Here is a 17872-nt window from a genome sequence, read left to right as displayed (position 1 = left end):
GGGATGTTCATGATGGTCACGGAGTTGGTGCCCTCACCCGCGCGCAGGGCCCGCCGGGTCTTGGGATCCCGGGAGTACCCTTGAACGTGAAGCCGTCCGAGCTGCGTGCCTCCAGGGTGAGGCCGACGGGGATGACGTCCTTGTCGCTGGCGTACACCGGCGTCACCTTGTAGTGCACGATGTGGCCGTTCTTGACCGCCTGCTGAATCTGCAGCTCGTAGTGGCGCATCACGGGGGAGTTGGCGAACTCGTGCATGGTGGCGAAGTTGCGGGGGTCCTCGTTGGACCCGCCCAGGAGCGAGCCGAGCAGGTGACCGCGGTTGTACTTCCTGTCGGGGTCCCAGCCCGCGCCGGTGTCGCCCCAGCCCGCCGGGTCCGGCTGGGCGTCGGTGTGTCCGCCGAGCATGTCCTTGTGGATGACGGCCTCGACACCGGTCGCCCGGTTGCCCCGGCGGCTGTCGAGCGCCCCGTAGGTGACCCGGCCGCCCCAGGTGATGTCGTCCGGCTCCCAGCCGGCCTTGAGGCCGAACGGGTCGGCGGACGCGAACGGGTTGTCCACGTAGGCCGAGGGGTTCGGCGCGGGGCCGAGGCCGAGCGGGTCCTGGCTCGTGTACTGGGCCGTCTGCGGGTCGTAGTGGCGGAAGTGGTTGTAGTTCCAGCCGGTCTCGTCGTCCGCGTACTGGCCGGGGAAGCGCAGCGGGCACTCGACGGCCTCCGAGTCCGGGCCGGTGACGGGGACACCCCACAGGGTGGTGCGCCGCTGCCAGGCGATCTCGCCGTCCGGGGCGACCAGTTCGGTCGGTGTGCCGACCAGGTCGGTGACGATGGCGTGGAAGCGCGCGTCGGTGCCCTCCTGGCCGGGGCGCCGGTCGAGCTGGGCGACGGGGCGGTGGGTGCCGGGCTTGTACTCCCAGGTCGTCGTCGCCCCGTCGCGGCTCGTGCGTTCCGCGAGCACACTGCCGGACCAGGCGAACTCGGTGCTCTCCAGCACCGTTCCGTCGGCGCCGACCCGCTGCTTGGCGGTGCGCCGCCCCCATGGGTCGTAGGCGTACCGCCATCGCTCGCCCCGCTCCGTCACGGTCTCGACCAGCTGGTCCAGGGCGTTCCAGGCGTAGGTGCGGGTCCGGGTGCGGCCGTCGAGCAGCCGTTTGGCGGCGCGCACCACCCGGCCACGGGCGTCGTAGGTGTAGCGGGTGCGCCCGAAGCGACGGGTGGTGGCGCCCTCCGGCGCGTCCGGCGCCTCGCCCGCCGGCTCCAGCGGGGTGGTGGCGCCGGTGAGGTTGCCGAGCGCGTCGTACGCGTACGACTCCCTCCAGCCGCGTGCGCGCACCGCCGTGACACGGCCTGCCCGGTCGAGGCCGAACTCGCGTGATGCGCCGACCAGTTCCCGAATCTCGGTCAGCAGGTCGTCCGCCCGGTAGGAGAACTCGCGCTGCTGCACGACGCGCCGGGCGCCGGCCCCGCCCGCGCTGAGCACCTGGCCGGTGAGGCGTCCGGTGCGGTCCCAGGTCTGCTCGACGGTGACCCCGGAGCCGAAGGAACGCGCCGTCTCCCGACCGAGTCCGTCCAGGGTGAAGGCGGTGGTGTTCCCGGCGAGGTCCATCCTGTTCGGGAACCCCACGGCGTCGTACGACCAGGTGGAGACCACACCGGAAGGGGTGCGGCGTTCCACGGGGCGGCCGAGCGCGTCGTAGGCGTAGCGCATGGTGCGGCCGTTGACGGTCTCGGCGGTGACGCGGCCCAACGCGTCGAACTCGCGCACCACTTCGGCGTGTGCGGTGGCCGAACGGCACAGGTTGCCCGCCGAGTCGTAGCCGTAGGTGGTCCACTCGTCCCCGTGCCGGTGCTCGACGAGCCGGCCGAGCGCGTCACGGGAGAAGCCGACTGTGGCGCCCGCGGAGTCGGTGCGCGAGACGAGGTTGCCGACCGCGTCGTAGGCGTACTGGAGGACCCGCCCGGAGAAGTCGGACTCGCGCACCAGCAGCCCGCGGGCGTCGTAGTCGTAGCGCCACACCTGACCTTCGGGGTTGGTGACGTCGGTCAGCCGCAGTTCGGTGTCGTGGCCGAAGGTGTACGTGGCCCCGTCCGGGCCGGTGGTCGCGGAGGGCACGTCGAAGTGCGAGGCGGCGTAGGTGGTGGTGTGGCCCGCGCTGTCGGTGTGGGCCACCACGTTGCCCTCGGCGTCGTGCTCCCAGGTCTCCCGGCGCCCGTCGGCCCGTTCGCACCACGTGACCTGCCCCTCGACCCTCCAGCCGAAGCGGACGACATGGCCGAGGGCGTCGGTCGCCTCGACCACCCGGCCGAAGGCGTCCCGGCGGGCGGTGGTGCGGCGGCCGAGGGCGTCGGTGAACGCCACCGGGAGCCCGGCGGCGTTGTTGACCACCTCGTAGCGCGCCCCCAGCGGGTCGGTGGCGGCGACCAGGCAGCCGTGCGCGTCGCGCTCGAACTCCGCCCGGGCGCCCGTGGGATCGACCGAGGCCGTCCGGTTGCCACGCTCGTCGTACTCGGTGCGCCACACCCCGCCGCCCGCGTCGGTGACCGCCACCGGCAGACGCAGTTCGTTGTACGCCACTTCGGCGCGGGAGCCGTCGGGGTGGACGACGGCGGTGAGGTTGCCCGCGGCGTCGTAGGTGAAGCGCGTGGTGTGGCCCAGGGCGTCGGTGATCGCGGTGGTCGCCCGGTTCTCCTCGTCCCACTCCCGCACGGTGGCGTTGCCGAGCGGGTCGGTCGTCCGCACCAGGCGGTGGGCGTCGTTGCACTCGTAGGTGGTGGTGGCGCCCAGCGAGTCGGTGAAGCGCGTGGTGCGGGCCTCGTACGCGAAGGTGCCCGACATGCGGCCCTCGCTGCCCTCGGTCCGCACGACCCGGCCCGCGTCGTCGTAGGCGTAGGTGTAGCGCGTGCCGTTGCGGTCGGTCCACCCGGTGACGCGGTGGCGTTCGTCGTAGGCCAGACGGGCCGGCAGGCCGGAGGAGTTGACGATCTCGGTGAGGTCGCCCGCGGCGTCGTAGCCGAAGCGGGCCAGCACGGTCTCGGTGCCGGGCCCCTCGGTGTCCAGCAGCCGGAAGCCGGTGACGCGCGGCAGCGTGGGGTGCCGGTCCACGGCGACCCGGTAGCCGCCGTGGTGGGATATCAGGGCCGGGGTGTCGTCCGGGGCCCAGGTGACGTCGATGCCGCGGTCGTTGCGGTCCTCGACGCCGGTGAGCCTGAGGACCACACCGCCGGGCACGCCGGGGGCCGGGCGGGGGTCGCCGAAGACCAGGGTGCGGCCGGTGCGCGGGTCGCCCACCCGCATCGGGTCGCCGGGCACCCCGCTCCAGGCCAGCGGCATCCGGGGCCCGCGCACCGGCAGGACCGGCCGGCCGGGGCCGGGCGGCGGGTACTCCAGGAGCATGCCGTCGGCGCAGGCGAACACCACCCCGTCGGCGTCGAGCTGGAGCCGCTGGTCGAGCGTGGAGGCCCAGGTGGGACCGAACCAGGTGCCGTGCCGGTAGGACGACAGATGGGTGCGTTCCAGCACCAGCTCCAGCGCGCCGGGCAGCCGGACGTCCACCGCGGGCATCAGCATCTCGCCGGTGACGACGTCGACCGGGTCGGTCTCGCAGTGCTTCTCGTCGCCGGGGATGGCTCGCCTGCCGTCCGCCCCCGAACGCAGCCCGCCGGGCTCGCCGGGGTGCTCGCCGTCCGCGGTGCGCCCCGCGTTCCTGGCGGCGTCCGACGCGGACCGCTCGCCGCTCGCGGCCCGGGAGGCGGCCGACGAGCCGACGCCCCCGACGTCCTCGGGGTCCCGATGGGTGCCGGGCGTGTGGTGGTCCAGCGACCCGGCCTCGCCGGCCAGGTCGTCCTCCGCCTTGTCGAAGTCGTCGGCGGCCTTGTGCACGTACTGGGAGATGCGGTGGTGGCCCTTGGCCAGCGCCTGCGGGACCTTGGTGGCGATGTGGTCGATGAACTCGACGGTGGGCTTGACCAGTTTGCTGACGAAGTCGCTCACGGCGGCGGTCAGCCTCCGGTGGTGAAGGACAGGGCGGACATCTTCGAGGCGAACGTCCGGCCGCCGCTGAGGTTGGCGTCCACCTGGTCGCCGATGGTCCCCGCGTGGACGCGCATCGCGCCGGTGTCGAGCTTCAGGCCCGGCGGCGGGCCGCCGACCGCGAGGTGGGCGACCTCCTCGAACAGCAGCTTCTCCACGGCCCGGTCGACCTGCTCCTTGAGCGGGCCGGTCATCTTGCCGACCAGCACGCCGACGACCTCCTGCTCGAAGCGTTGGAGTATTCCGTCGAGCAGCCGGTTCTGCAGCTCGATCTCGGCGGCGGCCGCCGCCTCGGACAGGCCCAGGGTGAAGACCGCGCCGATCTGGTCGCCGATCAGCTCGCCCGCGGCCACCCCGAGCTGGACCAGGCATTCGTCCTTCATGCCCTCGACGCCGAGCGCGGCCACGTCGAGTGCGTCGGCGAGCAGCCGGCACACCTCGATGAGGTCCTTCATGTGGTTCTGCGTCCTGCCGCCCCACAGCTCGGCCAGCGCGGTGTACGACTGGGCGGCGTAGACCTGCGGCAGGTCGCCGGTGACGACACCGTGCGTGACGTTGTGCGAGGACTCGCAGTCCTGCGCGTACGAGCGCAGGTTCTTCGCCGCCTCGCGCAGTTGGTCCTCGTCTATCTCCGGCCAGTTGAAGCCCAGGATGTTGACGACCTCGGCGAGCCAGTGCGGCAGGTTGATCGACATGCGTCCGTCCCCCGTTCCCCTACAGCGCGCATGACTTAGTGATTATCGCACTGCCGGGGGCGGGGGGAATGTCCTGGCGTCGCGTCAGTTTCGTTGCAAGACGGCACGGTTGGGGCCGGCACCACGGCTCACGAGGCGTCCTCGCCGCCCTCCAACTCGCCCTCCGTCTCCAGGAAGACCTGCCGCAGCGCCTCCAGCGTCGACGGGTCGGGCTTGGCCCACATGCCGCGGGACTCCGCCTCCAGGAGGCGTTCCGCCATGCCGTGCAGGGCCCAGGGGTTGGCGTCCTGGAGGAAGGCACGGTTGTCCTCGTCCAGGACGTAGGTCTGGGCGAGCTTGTCGTACATCCAGTCGGCGACCACGCCGGTCGTCGCGTCGTAGCCGAACAAGTAGTCCACGGTCGCGGCCAGTTCGAAGGCGCCCTTGTAGCCGTGGCGCTTCATCGCCTCGATCCAGCGGGGGTTGACCACCCGGGCCCGGAAGACCCGCGAGGTCTCCTCGACGAGCGTGCGGGTGCGCACCGTCTCCGGGCGGGTGCTGTCGCCGATGTACGCCTGCGGCGCGCGGCCGGACAGCGCGCGGACGGTGGCGACCATGCCGCCGTGGTACTGGAAGTAGTCGTCGGAGTCGGCGATGTCGTGCTCGCGGGTGTCGGTGTTCTTCGCGGCCACCGCGATCCGCCTGTACGCGCTCTCCATCTCCTCGCGGGCCGGGCGTCCGGCCAGGTCGCGGCCGTAGGCGTAGCCGCCCCACGCCGTGTAGACCTCCGCGAGGTCGGCGTCGGTGCGCCAGTCGCGGCTGTCGATGAGCTGGAGCAGGCCCGCCCCGTACGTGCCGGGCCGGGAGCCGAAGATGCGGGTGGTCGCGCGGCGTTCGTCGCCGTGGGCGGCGAGGTCCGCCCGGGCGTGCGCGCGCAGGAAGTTGGCGTCGTCCGGCTCCTCCAGCGCCGCGACCAGCCGCACCGCGTCGTCCAGCAGCGCGACGACGTGCGGGAAGGCGTCCCGGAAGAAGCCGGAGATGCGCAACGTGACGTCCACGCGCGGGCGGCCCAGCTCCTTCGCCGGGATGGCCTCCACGCCCGTCACACGCCGGGAGGCGTCGTCCCACACCGGCCGCACGCCCAGCAGCGCCAGCGCCTCGGCGACGTCGTCACCGGCGGTGCGCATCGCGCTCGTCCCCCACAGCGACAGGCCGACCGAGCGCGGCCAGTCGCCGTTGTCGGTGCGGTAGCGCTCCAGCAGGGAGTCGGCGAGCGCCTGCCCGGTGTCCCAGGCGAGGCGGCTGGGGATCGCCTTGGGGTCGACGGAGTAGAAGTTGCGGCCGGTCGGCAGCACGTTGACCAGACCGCGAAGCGGCGAGCCGGACGGACCGGCGGGCACGAAGCCGCCGTTGAGCGCGTGCACGGCCGCCTCGATCTCGTCGCCGGTGCGATCCAGGCGCGGGACGACCTGCCGGGCGGCGAAGTCCAGCACGCGGCCGGCCGCCTCCGGCTGCCCGGCGGCGACGCGTTCGACGGCGGCCGGGTCCCAGCCCGCCGCCTCCATCGCCTCGACCAGCTCGCGGGCGCGGGCCTCCGCGTCGTCGGCGTCGGTGCGCGTGGCGGCCGACTCGTCCAGGCCGAGCGCCTCGCGCAGGCCGGGCAGCGCCGCGCTGCCGCCCCAGATCTGGCGGGCGCGCAGGATGGCCAGCACGAGGTTGACCCGCTCCGGGCCGGTCGGCGCCTGGCCCAGCACGTGCAGGCCGTCGCGGATCTGGGCGTCCTTGATCTCGCACAGCCAGCCGTCGACGTGCAGCAGGAAGTCGTCGAACTCCGCGTCGTGCGGCCGGTCGTCCAGCCCGAGGTCGTGGTCGAGCTTGGCGGCCTGGATCAGCGTCCAGATCTGCGAGCGGATCGCGGGCAGCTTGGCCGGGTCCATCGCGGCGATCGAGGCGTGCTCGTCGAGGAGTTGCTCCAGGCGCGCGATGTCGCCGTAGGAGTCGGCGCGGGCCATCGGCGGCACCAGGTGGTCCACGAGCGTGGCGTGCGCGCGGCGCTTGGCCTGCGTGCCCTCGCCGGGATCGTTGACCAGGAACGGGTAGACCAGCGGCAGGTCGCCGAGGGCCGCGTCGGGACCGCAGGCGGCGGACAGGCCCGCGTTCTTGCCCGGCAGCCACTCCAGGTTGCCGTGCTTGCCCAGGTGCACCATCGCGTCGGCGCCGAAGCCGCCCTCCTCGCGCCGCGCGGCGATCCAGCGGTAGGCGGCCAGGTAGTGGTGGGACGGCGGCAGGTCGGGGTCGTGGTAGATGGCGATGGGATTCTCGCCGAAACCGCGCGGGGGCTGGATGAGCACGAGCAGGTTGCCGTACCGCAGCGCGGCCAGCACGATGTCGCCCTCGGGGTTGCGGCTGCGGTCCACGAACATCTCGCCGGGCGCGGGCCCCCAGTGTTCCTCCACCGACTCCCGCAACTCCCGGGGCAGTTGGGCGAACCAGCGGCGGTAGTCGGCGGCCGGGACGCGCACCGGGTTGCGGGCGAGCTGCTCCTCGGTCAGCCACTCCTGGTCGTGGCCGCCGGCCTCGATCAGCTCGCGGATCAGCTCGTCGCCGTCGCCCGAGACGAGCCCGGGGATGTCGTCGCCGCCGAAGTCCCAGCCGTCCGCCCGCAGCCTGCGCAGCAGCGCCACCGCGCTGGCAGGGGTGTCCAGACCGACCGCGTTGCCGATGCGCGAGTGCTTCGTGGGGTACGCGGACAGCACGAGGGCGAGGCGCCTGGCGGCCACCGGGATGTGGCGCAGGCGGGCGTGGCGCACCGCGATCCCGGCGACGCGGGCGGCGCGTTCGGGGTCGGCGACGTAGGAGGGCAGGCCGTCGGCGTCGATCTCCTTGAAGGAGAACGGCACGGTGATCAGCCGTCCGTCGAACTCCGGCACCGCGACCTGGGTCGCCGCGTCCAGCGGGGAGAGCCCCTCGTCGTTCTCCTCCCACGCGGTACGCGGCCCGGTCAGGCACAGCGCCTGGAGCACGGGCACGTCGAGGGAGGCCAGCGCGCCCGCGTCCCACGCTTCCTCGTCGCCGCCGGCCGAGGCGTCGGCGGGCCGTGTGCCGCCGGCCGCAAGCACGGTGGTCACGATCGCGTCGGCGGTGCCGAGCGCGGCCAGCAACTCCGGCTCGGGCGCGCGCAGCGAGGCGACGTACAGGGGCTTGGGCCGCCCGCCCGCGTCCTCGATCGCGCGGCACAGGGCGTCCACGAAGCCGGTGTTGCCGCTCATGTGATGGGCGCGGTAGTACAGGACGGCGACCTCGGGGCCTTCGGCGCCGCGCGCTTCGCGCTCCAGCGCGCCCCAACTCGGCGCGGGGCTCGGCGGTTCGAAGCCGTGGCCGGTCAGCAGCACGGTGTCGGACAGGAAGCGGGCGAGCTGCCCGAGGTTGCCCGGGCCGCCGTGTGCGAGGTAGGCGTGCGCCTCGGCGGCGATGCCCACCGGCACCGTGGACGCCGCCATCAGCTGGGCGTCGGGGGCCTGTTCGCCGGTGAGCACGACGACCGGGCGCGGCCCGGCCAGCAGCAGGTCGAGCCCCTCCTGCCAGGCCCGCACCCCGCCCAGCAGACGCACGACGACGAGGTCGGTGCCCTCCAGCAGTCCCGGTAGCGCGTCCAGGTCCAGCCGCGCCGGGTTGGCCCACCGGTAGGAAACCGGCCCCTCGGCGGCGCGCGCGCTCAGCAGGTCGGTGTCGGAGGTGGACAGCAGCAGGATCACGGCGGCGTGCCTTCCTCGGGGTCCGCGCCCCGGGTGGGAGAGGGACGGCGGGAGTTCCTGGCTCCCCCGGTCGAACGGGGTGACAGTGGCGGGACCGCACCGGACTCGCACCGGTTTCCTCCCCCAGAGCCGTCCTGGGCACGAGCATCTTAACGACGGGGCGGCGCGGGCACGGCGGGGCACCGGAGGCGGGCCTCCTCGCGGGGCCGCTCTCGTCGTGAGGCGACTCACCGGGCTCCCGCCGCGGACCCGGCCTACAGTGGCACCAGGCAACTACTTGCATTCCGGAACCACACCGTCCACGCCCCCACCTCACGGGAAACGGAGAAGCCGTGTCCGATCGCGGGAGTCACGTCACCTTTCAGAACGGGCAGGAGTTCCTGGCCGCGATCTCCGAGCGCTGGAACTACCAGATCCTGCGGGAGGTGTTCTTCGGCGTAGGGCGGTTCGGCGAGCTCAAGCGGGCCCTGGGCATCTCGGCGAACATCCTCACCGCGCGCCTGAACAGCCTGACCGAGCTGGGCCTGCTCACGAAGCACGCCTATCGGCCGGACAAGCCGTGGTACGAGTACCGGCTCACCGGCAGCGCCCGCGAACTCGTCGTCCCCGCGATCGTGACCATCACGCGGTGGGCCGAGACGCATGCGGCGGGCGGCGGCACCGCCCGTCACCAGTTGATGCACACCGCCTGCGGTGCGCCGACCGACCCCTACCTCGCGTGCAGCAACTGCCACCGCCCCATCGACGCCTCGGCACTGCGGCCGGTGCCGACCGGCGAGGGTGATGCTGAATCAGGTGAGTAGTAGTGAATTGAAACTAGTAGTGTTACGGTACCAGTGACCGCAAGGCATGCTCCCTCCCGAAGGGAATGACCATGAACGCGAACTGGCTCGAAGAGCTCACCGAAGCACTGATCCCCACCTCGCTCGGCCTCGTCAACGTACGCGTCGGCGGCCGTCCCGAGGGCCCGGCCATGGTGTGCTGGCCCAGCCTGATGATGGACGGCACCATGTGGCGGTACCAGTACGAGCACTTCGCCCCCACCCACCGCGTCGTCCTCGTCGACAGCCCCGGGCACGGCAAGTCCGACGCTCTGCGCAAGCTCATCGACCTCAAGGACTGCGCCGACGTGCTCGTGGAGATCCTCGACGCGCTCGGCATCGACAGGTGCGTCCTGGTGGGCAACAGCTGGGGCGGCATGCTCGCCGGGGTCTTCCCCGCCTACCACCCGGAACGCACCACCGCGGCGATCGGCATCAACTGCACCGCCTCGCTGCCCACGACGTTCGAGAGCGTCTGGGCCACCGCGCTGTCCGCCTATCTCTCGTTGCACGCGAAGATGCCGCCGCTGGCCGCAAAGGCCGCTCGCGCCGCGTTCGCCGGTCCCACGGCCGAGGCCGGCAACGCCGAGTTCACCGAGTTCATCGACTTCGTGCTGCGGGACGATCCGAAGTCGGTCGCCTGGGCGCTGCGCGGCATCCTGATCGGCCGCAAGGACGAGCACCGCCGCCTGGGCACCATCCGGAACGTGCCCGTCCTGATCATCGCGGGCGAGGAGGACAGCCAGTTCCCCGTGCACGTGGTGCGGAAGATGGCCGACGCCATCGAGGGCAGCACCTTCCGCGTACTGCGGCACACGGCGCACCTCGCCGCGCGGGAGAACCCCCAGGCCGTCAACGCCGAGATCGACGCCTTCCTCGCCGCCCTGCCCGCCGCGGCCTGACCAGGAGGCCCCCCATGACAGGCACCGCACATTCGAGAGCCGTACCCGACTGGGTCCTGAGGTTCATGGACGCCATCGACACCCTGGACTTCGGCGAGGGGTTCGCGCCCCTGACCGAGGACACCGATATGTACTTCGGCACCGCGCACGTACACGGTGCCGAGGCCATCAAGGCGTTCTTCGTGAAGATCGACGCGCCGCTGGACATCACCCATGAGGTCCTGGAGTACTGGACCGCCGACCACGGCGTCCGGTTGCTGCGCGGCGAGGCGACCATGGCGAGGAAGAGCGAGCCGGACCGGGTGGTGGTCGCACCGTTCACGCACATCTTCACTCTCGACCGGGAGGACCCGGTCCGCGTACGGACCCTCCGCGTCACCGCGGGCCCGCTCCGGACCGACGCGGTGATGTGACCACCCCCGGCGCGCGGCGCCGACCGCCGCGCAGGGTTCGCGCCGCGAGGTGGGCCTGTCGTGGTGGGGGGACCTGCCGGGTCCGCTGGGTCCTGGTGTCCGCCGCGGCCGTCGTCTCCGTGCTGTGCGTCGTCACCGGCAGGCATGCGGCGGGGCCGCCGGTGGGCCCGAGGAGCCGGCTGCTCACCGGCCTTCTGCATGCGGGCGACTCACGACACATCGCCTCCGCGTGTATATCAAGCGCGGCCCCTGGGCCCCAAGGCATTCGGGGGCTCATGAGGAAATCCCAGCAGCGCGCGGAAGCGGTTGTTGCTCGGTTCCGCGTCCTTTTCCCCTACGGTGGCCGACCACTGGCGGCAGGTCGCGTTCACGAACGCTTCCACCGCCTTCGGGTTCGCCCGCCTCCAATGGGGCAACGGCGCCAACCATTCGACCGCACTCGCGGGTTCATGGCCGCATTCCATCAACCGCACCGCCGTACAAGCCGCGTCCACCCAGGCGGGGCCGAGCGCGGGCATGGCCCAGTCGATGACGTACACCTCTCCGCCCGGCCTGGAGACAATGATGTTGTGCGGGTTCGTGTCGGTGTGCAGAAGGGTGTTTCCCCGTAAGTGTGCCGCCTCTTCAGCCGACAGGTATGCGGCCAGCCTTTCGGAGAGCTGGGGAATCCGGGCCCCCGAGCGGGCCAGCCACAAACTGTCTCCGCTCAGAGACCGCATCCGGTTGATGGTCGAGCGCACGGAATCCAGGTCCGGGGAACCAGGTCCGAGGTCCGCGTGGTTCCCCCGAATGTAGACGAATGCCAGGCAGTGCCAGCCGTCGACGTCGAATGTGTGGCGAATCATCGGGCCGATGCCGGCCACCGTCTGGTTGACGATCTCCTCGTTGTTCAGACCCTCAAGGCCCGTCGCGTCGGATTCGTGCACACCCTTGAGGAAGAGGGTCCCGTTTCGTTTGGTGACCAGAGTCAGCGCGACCGAACAATTCAGCCCCGTGCCGACCACCTCAGCCCGCGTCACCTTCCCCGTGCGCCGTTCGACGCATTCGCGCAGTCCTGGCGGCAACTCGTCCCAGGTGACTCGCGTGACCACTCCACCCTCCCCTTCGCCGGTGGGAGGAGCCGGACCGCTCCAGCCCCTCCCACCGCTCCCACCTGCTGACTACTGGGTCGCCCCGCACTTGCGACAGCGGACCTTCCCGCTCCACCCCACCCAGTCGTGGTCACACTCTCCCAGAACCCACGGCTTCATGGCTTTCCCTTCCTGGAGATCCGTCTTCTGAGTGCTCGCCCTGTCGCGGAACCGGTGTGGTTCCTGAGGCGGATTCCGATGCCCCGCCCCTCACCGGGTCCAACCCGTCAGGGGAGTCCGGGAAGCCCATCCGGTGAGGGGCGGGAGTCTTCTAGAGCCGGTGGAGGAACCACCCGGCCAGAAGGCCGGACGTGCCGAACGCGACCGCCAGAAACGTGGTCCCGAACAACCGGTCGCCCCAATCAGCCATCGATGCCACCGCCCTTCCCACTCCCCGCCTGCTGTCCCATACGGTCACCGATCTCCAGAAGCTTCACGGTGGGCGACTCCTTTCGGCTCCGCCTGTTCGCGACGGCGACGCGGGCGTTGAGGATCTCGCTTCTGCTCATCGGCTCGATACCGTCCGGACTCGTGGTCCATTCGCGGCCGCCACCGATGGGGCGTAGGAAGACCCGACCTTGCTCGAAGGCCTGGAACTCGCCCACGCGGTCATGAGCCGTGTCCTTCACCGGTTGCCCGACAGCGGGCATCCAGTCGTTCACCGTTCTACTTCCTTTGCGACCTGCCCAGCCTGAGTCCGATCAAGGCGGACCGGCGCCACCGGCCAATCCCGCTCGAGCCGTGCTGCCTCCCGAACGCCCGCGAGACGACCGTCTATGCGGAACGGCCGGCGGGGTGACGGCGCGATGGTTCCGGAAAGCGTGCTCACGTACGTACCTCGATCCGATGAGGATTAACGACTTCCCTTCAACGGTGACGGGTGTGTGCCTACGCTGAACAGAGCCTGATCCATAACTGCCGGGAAGTTATGAACGGAGGTCGCACACATGACAGTTGAGGCCAAAGCTACGGAAGCGGCGCCATCGCTGCTGGCGTTCTTCGGCACCGAGTTACAGCGCGTCCGCAACAAGGCGGGCTGGTCGCAGTCGAAGACGGCCAAGGCGGCGCACACCACGCAGGCGATGATCAGCTACATCGAGTCCGGGGAACGCGTCCCGTCGGCCGACCTGGCCAGGGACCTGGACCTCGCGTTCGACACGGACGGCCACTTCGGGAGGCTGCTCCCACTGGTGATCCGTTACGCCTACCCTGGCTGGTTCCTGCCGTACGTGGAGCTTGAGCGGGCAGCCACGTCCATCCGGTCCTTTGAGGGGCAGGTCATTCCGGGCCTTCTCCAGACCGAGGGGTACGCGCGAGCGGTGCTCAGCGTCGTACGACCGGACAACCTTGACGACCTCGTCGCGGCCCGGATGACCAGGCAGGACATCCTCACGCGTGAGGACCGGCCGCGCACGTGGTTCGTGATCGATGAATACGTCCTGGAACGCCACATCGGGGGCCCGGCCGTCATGCGGGCGCAACTAGAGAAGCTTCTGGAGGCGGGGCAGCACCCCCGCACGGTCATTCAGTTGATCGAGAGGAAGTGCGCCGCCCATCCGGGACTGAACGGGCCGTTCAGCATGATGAGCTTCGCGGAGGGGGCGGACGTCCTGTGGGTGGACGGCTTCTCCCAGGGCCGGGCGGCGCTGGACGCTCAGGAAGTCGTCGAAGGCGCTCGAACCTATGATCTGTTGAGGGCCGTCGCCAAATCGCCTGAGGCGTCTGCCGACCTGATCCGCGAGCACCTGGAAGGACTCAGCCATGAGCAGAGCAAGTGATTTGCCCGTGACGTGGCGCAAGAGCAGTTACAGCGGCCCGAATGGCGGTAACTGCGTCGAGATGGGGACGGGCCTGTCCGGTGTCGTGCCGGTCCGTGACAGCAAGGATCCGCACGGTCCCGCCCTGGCCTTCTCTCCGGCCGCGTGGGCGTCGTTCACGGACGCGGTGAAGCGCGGGGAGATAGGTGCCGCCTAGCGTCTGCTGAGCCGTACTGCGGCCCCGTCCGGCACGCCGGGCGGGGCCGTTTCAAAGTTCCCGCGCCGCACGGGCGGGCCTGCACCCGTTCGCCCGCTCGACCGCCGCGCACGGTGATCCCACGCGAGACCGGGGAACTGTGCCGACGCCCGCGAGGTCTTCACGCGGCTCGCCGTCCCCCGCTGGGCCGCCCGGCTCGCCCGCTCGTGCTCGCGAAAGCCTCTGCCCAGCGGGGCGTGCCGCTTGGGCCTCCTGGCGTTCCGGTGCGCCGCGTCAGGACCTCTCCGGCAGGTTCAGCGCGCGCCGCGCCGCGTTGATCACGTTGTGAGCATCGTTCCCGTAGACAGCGGACTCTTGCAGGGTCTTCCAGACGCGCAGGTAAGTAGCGATGCTGTCCGCGTCATCGATCCACAGCTCGGCGTGCCACGTCTCGACGGTGACCAGGCGCTCGTCATGAATCCAAAACCCACCGGTCGGGGGTAGTTTGAGTGAGGCGTCCGGCGGAATAATGCCCAACTGCACAGTGTCCGCCCCGATGAACCCGTCAAGTCGGTTCAGCTGGGCGGCCAGCACAGCGGGTGTGCAGATGAGCGCGCGCAGGGCGGCGTAACCGACAATGATGCGGAACCGCTTGTGCGACGTGTAGAGCATGTCCTGTCGCTGCATGCGGGCGCGCACGGCCTCTTCGGTGTCCTGCTTGGAGCGTTGAAGTTCGGCATAACGCCGGAAGATCGACCTGGCGTAGTCCGGGTTCTGCAGGATGCCGGGGATCGTGGCGCTCTCGAATCCGTGGATCACAGCAGAACGGGCGTACTCGGCAGCAATGGTCCGCTGTACCGGCTCGTGGCCGGCTGCGAGTTGGCGCCGCCACGATCGCACATGAGACTCGAACCCCCGCAATCTGGTGAGTAGTTCGTCATACGCCTCTGGCTGCCCGGTGGCTTCCGCCCATAGCTTCAGGTCTTCGGGCGTCGCCGTCTGCAGGCCGTTCTCCAACTTGCTGACCTTGGACTTGTGCCAGCCGCACTGGTGGGCGAGCTGCGTACCGGTGAGCCGTCCACCAGGTGCCCACAGCCGCAGCTCTCGGAGTCGAGCGCCGAGGTCTTGGCGTGCCTTCCGGTAGTCCGTGCTCACCGGTACTTCACCTGCTTACTCCTTCTTCACGGGCAGCAGGGCCGCGAAGCGCGTGTGCGGGATGGCGTGATGCAGTGCGGCGTCGCGCAGGACGGAGTACCGGACGACTTCGGCCGGCTCCGTGATGAGTTCGACGTCGATCAGGCTGTCGGTGTCGTCGAAGTTCAGCAGCGCGACGAGACGGGAGTCAAAGATCCAGAAGTCTTCGGCCCCGAGCGGTAGCTGCTCCGCGTCCTCGCGCCACAGGTTCCGTACGTCCTCGCCGAGTTCGGCGTTGCGCTGTGCGTTGGCCATGAGGTAAAGCTGACCGACTGTCGGGGGGTTGTCGACGATGCGCACGCGGCCGACGGACTTGCCGGCCGCGACCTGGGTGCGGATCGTGCGGCAGTACCAGGAGCCCGTGTCCCACGCAACGACACCCGATTCGACGAACTGGGCGTAGGTGTCCGTGGCCTCATCGGAGGCGTAGCGGCGCCGCGTTTCCAGTCGCCATGCCGAATGATTGAACGTCTCGAAGAGGCTGTTGAACGTGTCCAGGTCAACGACCTTTGCTTTGCGCGTCAGGTCCTTCGGCCCCCAGTCAACGAGAAGTTCCCGCGGCACCACGATCGGTACCTCACCAGGGCCCAGGTGCTGAAGCCGCGCGAGGTCGTCGGGGTCGGTGAGCGGCGGACCATGCACGATCACTTCATGCGTGTCGAGGTCTTCGTGTACCGCGGGGCATCCGGTATCGCCGCTGCCAGTACCGTTGAAGCGCAGTCGTCGTGGCATGACCAGTTCCTTCCATAGGGGACTGATCTGCCAAGTCTCCGCCGGGCCGAGGCTCCGTGGAGAGAGCTTCGCAGACCTCCTTGAGGAACATCCCGCAACTTCGCGCAGTACTCAAGCAACTTCGAGGAACTGTCGTGGCGGCCTACAGTTCCTCGCCCCTAGCGTCCAGGTCATGGGCACCAGGAACACAGACAGCTCCCGGGTACCGGCCATCGACCCCTACGTCGCGGTAGAGACATTGAGGGCGGCTCTCGATGATGCGGGGATCGTGCCGCCCTCGCTGAAGGCTGACAGCGCCTCGCCCGACCTCGCCCTGGTGGAGTCGGGACGCGCCCGCGCGGGCGTAGCCATGCGACTGGCCGCTGCACCGCGTGGAAGCCTTCTGGGGGGCGCCACATGCTGAATGTCCAGCAGCCCACACTGGCGTTCGTCTACGACCGTCACGCGACGATCGCGACGGGCATGCTGCGGGCCCGCATGGATGCCTGCACCGCGTACATGGGGGTGAAGGGCTGGGATGGGGGCGGGCGTTGGCTCGATGTCGGCGACGACGCCCTCAGCGACGACCGGCGCCCGGCGTTCGACGCGATGCTGCGCACCGTCCACGCCGCCGGGGGCGCGGTCCAACGCGTCGTCCTCGTCCACGACTGGGACCGCCTCTCCCGCGACGGCCACGCCTGCGGCCTGCTGACCCGCCGCGTCCTGCTGCTGGGCGCCTGGGTCGAGACGACGCTCGGCGAGCGGGTCCGCGCTGAGGTGCCGTGGACCGAGCGCGCCCGCCGCAACCACGCTCCCACCACGGCATGAGCGCCGCAGTGTGGCCGTAAGTGCCTGTGTCACATCCTCTTTCCGCAGGTCACGGTGCCCTGAATCTGAGTGGTGATCGGGTTTGCCGTTCGGATGAGCGTCGATGGACGCCGAGGCGAACGGCAGCGGAGGGGTCGTCAGGCGGCTGCGGCAAAGGGAGTTGGGATCGCGTCGGTCCGGCGGTTTCGTCGGGTGAGGCGGCGGGTCATGAGGGTGATGAAGGCCCACTGGATGTGGGCTTCGGCGTGGGACATGAGGCGTTCGTAGTCCCTGGCGTTGCGGCGGGCTCGCATCGTCCACGAATTCGACCGTTCAACCACCCAGCGCTTGGGCAACAAGACGAAGCCCTTGGCGTCCTTGGGCCGGGAGACGACCTTGATGGTGATGCCTAGGGCGGTCTGGGCCCAGGTGGCGAACTCGTCTCCGCCGTAGCCGTTGTCGGCCCAGACCAGGACGATCTCGGGGTGTTCGGCGTGGAGGCGGGTCAGCAGGATGCGGGCGGCGTCGCGGTCCTGGATGTCGGCCGGCGTGACGAGCAGGTCGACGAGCAGGCCGTCCTGGTCCACCAGGAGGTGCCGCTTCCTCCCATTTATGTGTTTGTTCGCGTCGTAGCCGCGCGTTGCCTTCGACACGGTCTCCGCGCCTTTGACGGACTGCGAGTCCACGATCACCCGGACCGGCCAGGGGCACCGCCGTCGCTGAAGCCGCACCGCACCGCCCGGCGCAGACGACACGAACCTCGGCTCTGCCCCACATCACTTGACACTCACCCGCTGACACCGGACCGGCACACGCAGCTTGCCTCGCGGGTGCCGCGCTGCTGGACGGACGGGGCGAGGCGGTGCAGGCGACCGGCTGGTCCCGCCCCTGCTCTGCTCATCCAGGTCCCCCATGCCTTTGAAGCAAGCCCGGTTTCATCTTGTCAGGGAGGAGGATGGCAGGCCGGGGGCTTCGGTGACTGAAGTGCCGGTTGCCTCGTTTGTTACACATGCGCATCTATAACATTGTGCGGTTCGCAGGCTTGGTTAGTGTGGTTGCCGGGACGGGGATGCTGTCCGCGGCACCAGCCAGCGCCGGCGGTATCGGGACCATCGGCAGCCCGGCATTCGACAACACGTGTGTCACCGTCGACCACACAAACAAGGCTGTCGCCGAAACCGTGCACGCTTCAGGACTCCTGAACAACACCGCTCAGCTCCCGATCAGCGATCCCCACCAGAGCTGCGGAGGTGCAGAAGACCCGGTGCTGAAACTTCTCGTGGCCCTCTGAGTACCTGAGGCACTCAGTGGCGGCACATCAGAGCTGGCTGTTTTCGCTGGTCGGGTGCTGAGGAGGGCGGAGTCTGCCGTGGGCACGGCGCCGGCTGCCCGTCCCGGACGTGCGGACCGGCGCCGCTGCGGGTGCTCGGCGATGACGTCGAGCGACGAAAGCGGCCGGTGCCCAATCCGCCGAAGCGGGTGGCA

Annotated in this window: 15 protein-coding genes, 1 pseudogene and 1 riboswitch; of the genes and pseudogenes, 8 read left to right on the top strand and 8 right to left on the bottom strand. The window is 70.3% G+C overall.

Translation table 11 applies throughout. From position 1 onward, the window contains the following. Positions 1–16 precede the first annotated feature (16 nt). The 3 genes from CK485_RS09605 to cobN all read right to left on the bottom strand — a co-directional run bounded on the left by CK485_RS09605 (position 17) and on the right by cobN (position 8456). Positions 17–3988: a DUF6531 domain-containing protein gene (locus CK485_RS09605; protein WP_109449045.1), complete on the bottom strand. Its 3972-nt coding sequence runs from the start codon at positions 3986–3988 to the stop codon at positions 17–19. Between the two features lie 8 nt (positions 3989–3996). Further along, a complete protein-coding gene (locus CK485_RS09600) occupies positions 3997–4722 on the bottom strand; it encodes a hypothetical protein (protein ID WP_109449043.1) in 726 nt (241 codons plus the stop codon). Between the two features lie 128 nt (positions 4723–4850). Further along, entirely contained in the window at positions 4851–8456 is a 3606-nt protein-coding gene (gene cobN, locus CK485_RS09595) for a cobaltochelatase subunit CobN (protein ID WP_109449041.1), read from the bottom strand. 28 nt (positions 8457–8484) lie between these two features. Continuing rightward, positions 8485–8605, bottom strand: a riboswitch (cobalamin riboswitch). Positions 8606–8788: 183 nt separating this feature from the next. On the opposite strand from cobN, the gene CK485_RS09590 reads away from it, so the two are divergent. The 3 genes from CK485_RS09590 (at position 8789) to CK485_RS09580 (ending at position 10592) form a co-directional block, all read left to right on the top strand. Next, positions 8789–9259, top strand: a complete 471-nt coding sequence (locus CK485_RS09590; protein WP_109449039.1) for a helix-turn-helix domain-containing protein — start codon at positions 8789–8791, stop codon at positions 9257–9259. A 71-nt stretch (positions 9260–9330) separates the two neighbouring features. After that, on the top strand, positions 9331–10179 hold the full coding sequence (locus tag CK485_RS09585) for an alpha/beta fold hydrolase (RefSeq protein WP_109449037.1): 849 nt from the start codon (positions 9331–9333) through the stop codon (positions 10177–10179). A gap of 14 nt (positions 10180–10193) precedes the next feature. Further along, positions 10194–10592 (top strand): nuclear transport factor 2 family protein, encoded by a 399-nt coding sequence (locus CK485_RS09580; protein WP_109449035.1) that lies wholly within the window; start codon positions 10194–10196, stop codon positions 10590–10592. A gap of 236 nt (positions 10593–10828) precedes the next feature. Here the strand turns inward: CK485_RS09580 and CK485_RS09575 are convergent, their stop codons facing one another. Together CK485_RS09575 and CK485_RS09570 are read right to left on the bottom strand one after the other, a co-directional pair. Continuing rightward, a complete protein-coding gene (locus tag CK485_RS09575) occupies positions 10829–11683 on the bottom strand; it encodes a phosphotransferase (protein ID WP_109449033.1) in 855 nt (284 codons plus the stop codon). A 401-nt stretch (positions 11684–12084) separates the two neighbouring features. Then, on the bottom strand, positions 12085–12384 hold the full coding sequence (locus CK485_RS09570) for a hypothetical protein (protein ID WP_109449031.1): 300 nt from the start codon (positions 12382–12384) through the stop codon (positions 12085–12087). A gap of 285 nt (positions 12385–12669) precedes the next feature. Here CK485_RS09570 and CK485_RS09565 point away from each other — a divergent pair, with 285 nt between their 5' ends. Next, complete coding sequence (locus tag CK485_RS09565) at positions 12670–13500, top strand: helix-turn-helix transcriptional regulator (RefSeq protein ID WP_109449029.1); 831 nt, start codon at positions 12670–12672, stop codon at positions 13498–13500. Beyond that, positions 13484–13696 (top strand): DUF397 domain-containing protein, encoded by a 213-nt coding sequence (locus tag CK485_RS09560; protein WP_109449027.1) that lies wholly within the window; start codon positions 13484–13486, stop codon positions 13694–13696. Before CK485_RS09565 ends, CK485_RS09560 begins: the two co-directional genes overlap by 17 nt. Positions 13697–13969: 273 nt before the next feature. Here the strand turns inward: CK485_RS09560 and CK485_RS09555 are convergent, their stop codons facing one another. Beyond that, positions 13970–14830 (bottom strand): helix-turn-helix transcriptional regulator, encoded by an 861-nt coding sequence (locus tag CK485_RS09555; protein ID WP_109449025.1) that lies wholly within the window; start codon positions 14828–14830, stop codon positions 13970–13972. 15 nt (positions 14831–14845) lie between these two features. After that, positions 14846–15601 (bottom strand): DUF6879 family protein, encoded by a 756-nt coding sequence (locus CK485_RS09550; RefSeq protein WP_109449023.1) that lies wholly within the window; start codon positions 15599–15601, stop codon positions 14846–14848. A 172-nt stretch (positions 15602–15773) separates the two neighbouring features. Here CK485_RS09550 and CK485_RS29520 point away from each other — a divergent pair, with 172 nt between their 5' ends. Then, entirely contained in the window at positions 15774–16004 is a 231-nt protein-coding gene (locus CK485_RS29520; RefSeq protein WP_109449021.1) for a hypothetical protein, read from the top strand. Then, the gene (locus CK485_RS09540; RefSeq protein ID WP_241968254.1) at positions 15998–16408 is read left to right on the top strand and encodes a recombinase family protein; all 411 of its coding nucleotides are present in this window, start codon (positions 15998–16000) and stop codon (positions 16406–16408) included. Before CK485_RS29520 ends, CK485_RS09540 begins: the two co-directional genes overlap by 7 nt. A 188-nt stretch (positions 16409–16596) precedes the next feature. On the opposite strand, the pseudogene CK485_RS09535 reads toward CK485_RS09540, so the two are convergent. Continuing rightward, positions 16597–17076: pseudogene (locus tag CK485_RS09535) on the bottom strand (transposase); the annotation flags it as partial. A 320-nt stretch (positions 17077–17396) separates the two neighbouring features. Between CK485_RS09535 and CK485_RS28470 the strand changes: the two are divergent. Beyond that, complete coding sequence (locus CK485_RS28470) at positions 17397–17678, top strand: hypothetical protein (protein WP_146214515.1); 282 nt, start codon at positions 17397–17399, stop codon at positions 17676–17678. The last annotated feature ends 194 nt before the right edge of the window (positions 17679–17872 follow it).

This window comes from Streptomyces sp. ICBB 8177, assembly GCF_003144095.1.
GTDB lineage: Bacteria > Actinomycetota > Actinomycetes > Streptomycetales > Streptomycetaceae > Streptantibioticus_D.
This window is presented reverse-complemented; position numbering and strand designations above follow the sequence as displayed.

Bases quoted from the DNA above. Each gene is read 5' to 3' on its own strand.
- CK485_RS09560 (WP_109449027.1), top strand. From the start codon at position 13,484: ATGAGCAGAGCAAGTGATTTGCCCGTGACGTGGCGCAAGAGCAGTTAC.
- CK485_RS09565 (WP_109449029.1), top strand. From the start codon at position 12,670: ATGACAGTTGAGGCCAAAGCTACGGAAGCGGCGCCATCGCTGCTGGCG.
- CK485_RS29520 (WP_109449021.1), top strand. From the start codon at position 15,774: ATGGGCACCAGGAACACAGACAGCTCCCGGGTACCGGCCATCGACCCC.
- CK485_RS09540 (WP_241968254.1), top strand. From the start codon at position 15,998: ATGCTGAATGTCCAGCAGCCCACACTGGCGTTCGTCTACGACCGTCAC.
- CK485_RS09550 (WP_109449023.1), bottom strand. From the start codon at position 15,601: ATGCCACGACGACTGCGCTTCAACGGTACTGGCAGCGGCGATACCGGA.
- CK485_RS28470 (WP_146214515.1), top strand. From the start codon at position 17,397: ATGCGCATCTATAACATTGTGCGGTTCGCAGGCTTGGTTAGTGTGGTT.
- CK485_RS09580 (WP_109449035.1), top strand. From the start codon at position 10,194: ATGACAGGCACCGCACATTCGAGAGCCGTACCCGACTGGGTCCTGAGG.
- CK485_RS09585 (WP_109449037.1), top strand. From the start codon at position 9,331: ATGAACGCGAACTGGCTCGAAGAGCTCACCGAAGCACTGATCCCCACC.
- CK485_RS09600 (WP_109449043.1), bottom strand. From the start codon at position 4,722: ATGTCGATCAACCTGCCGCACTGGCTCGCCGAGGTCGTCAACATCCTG.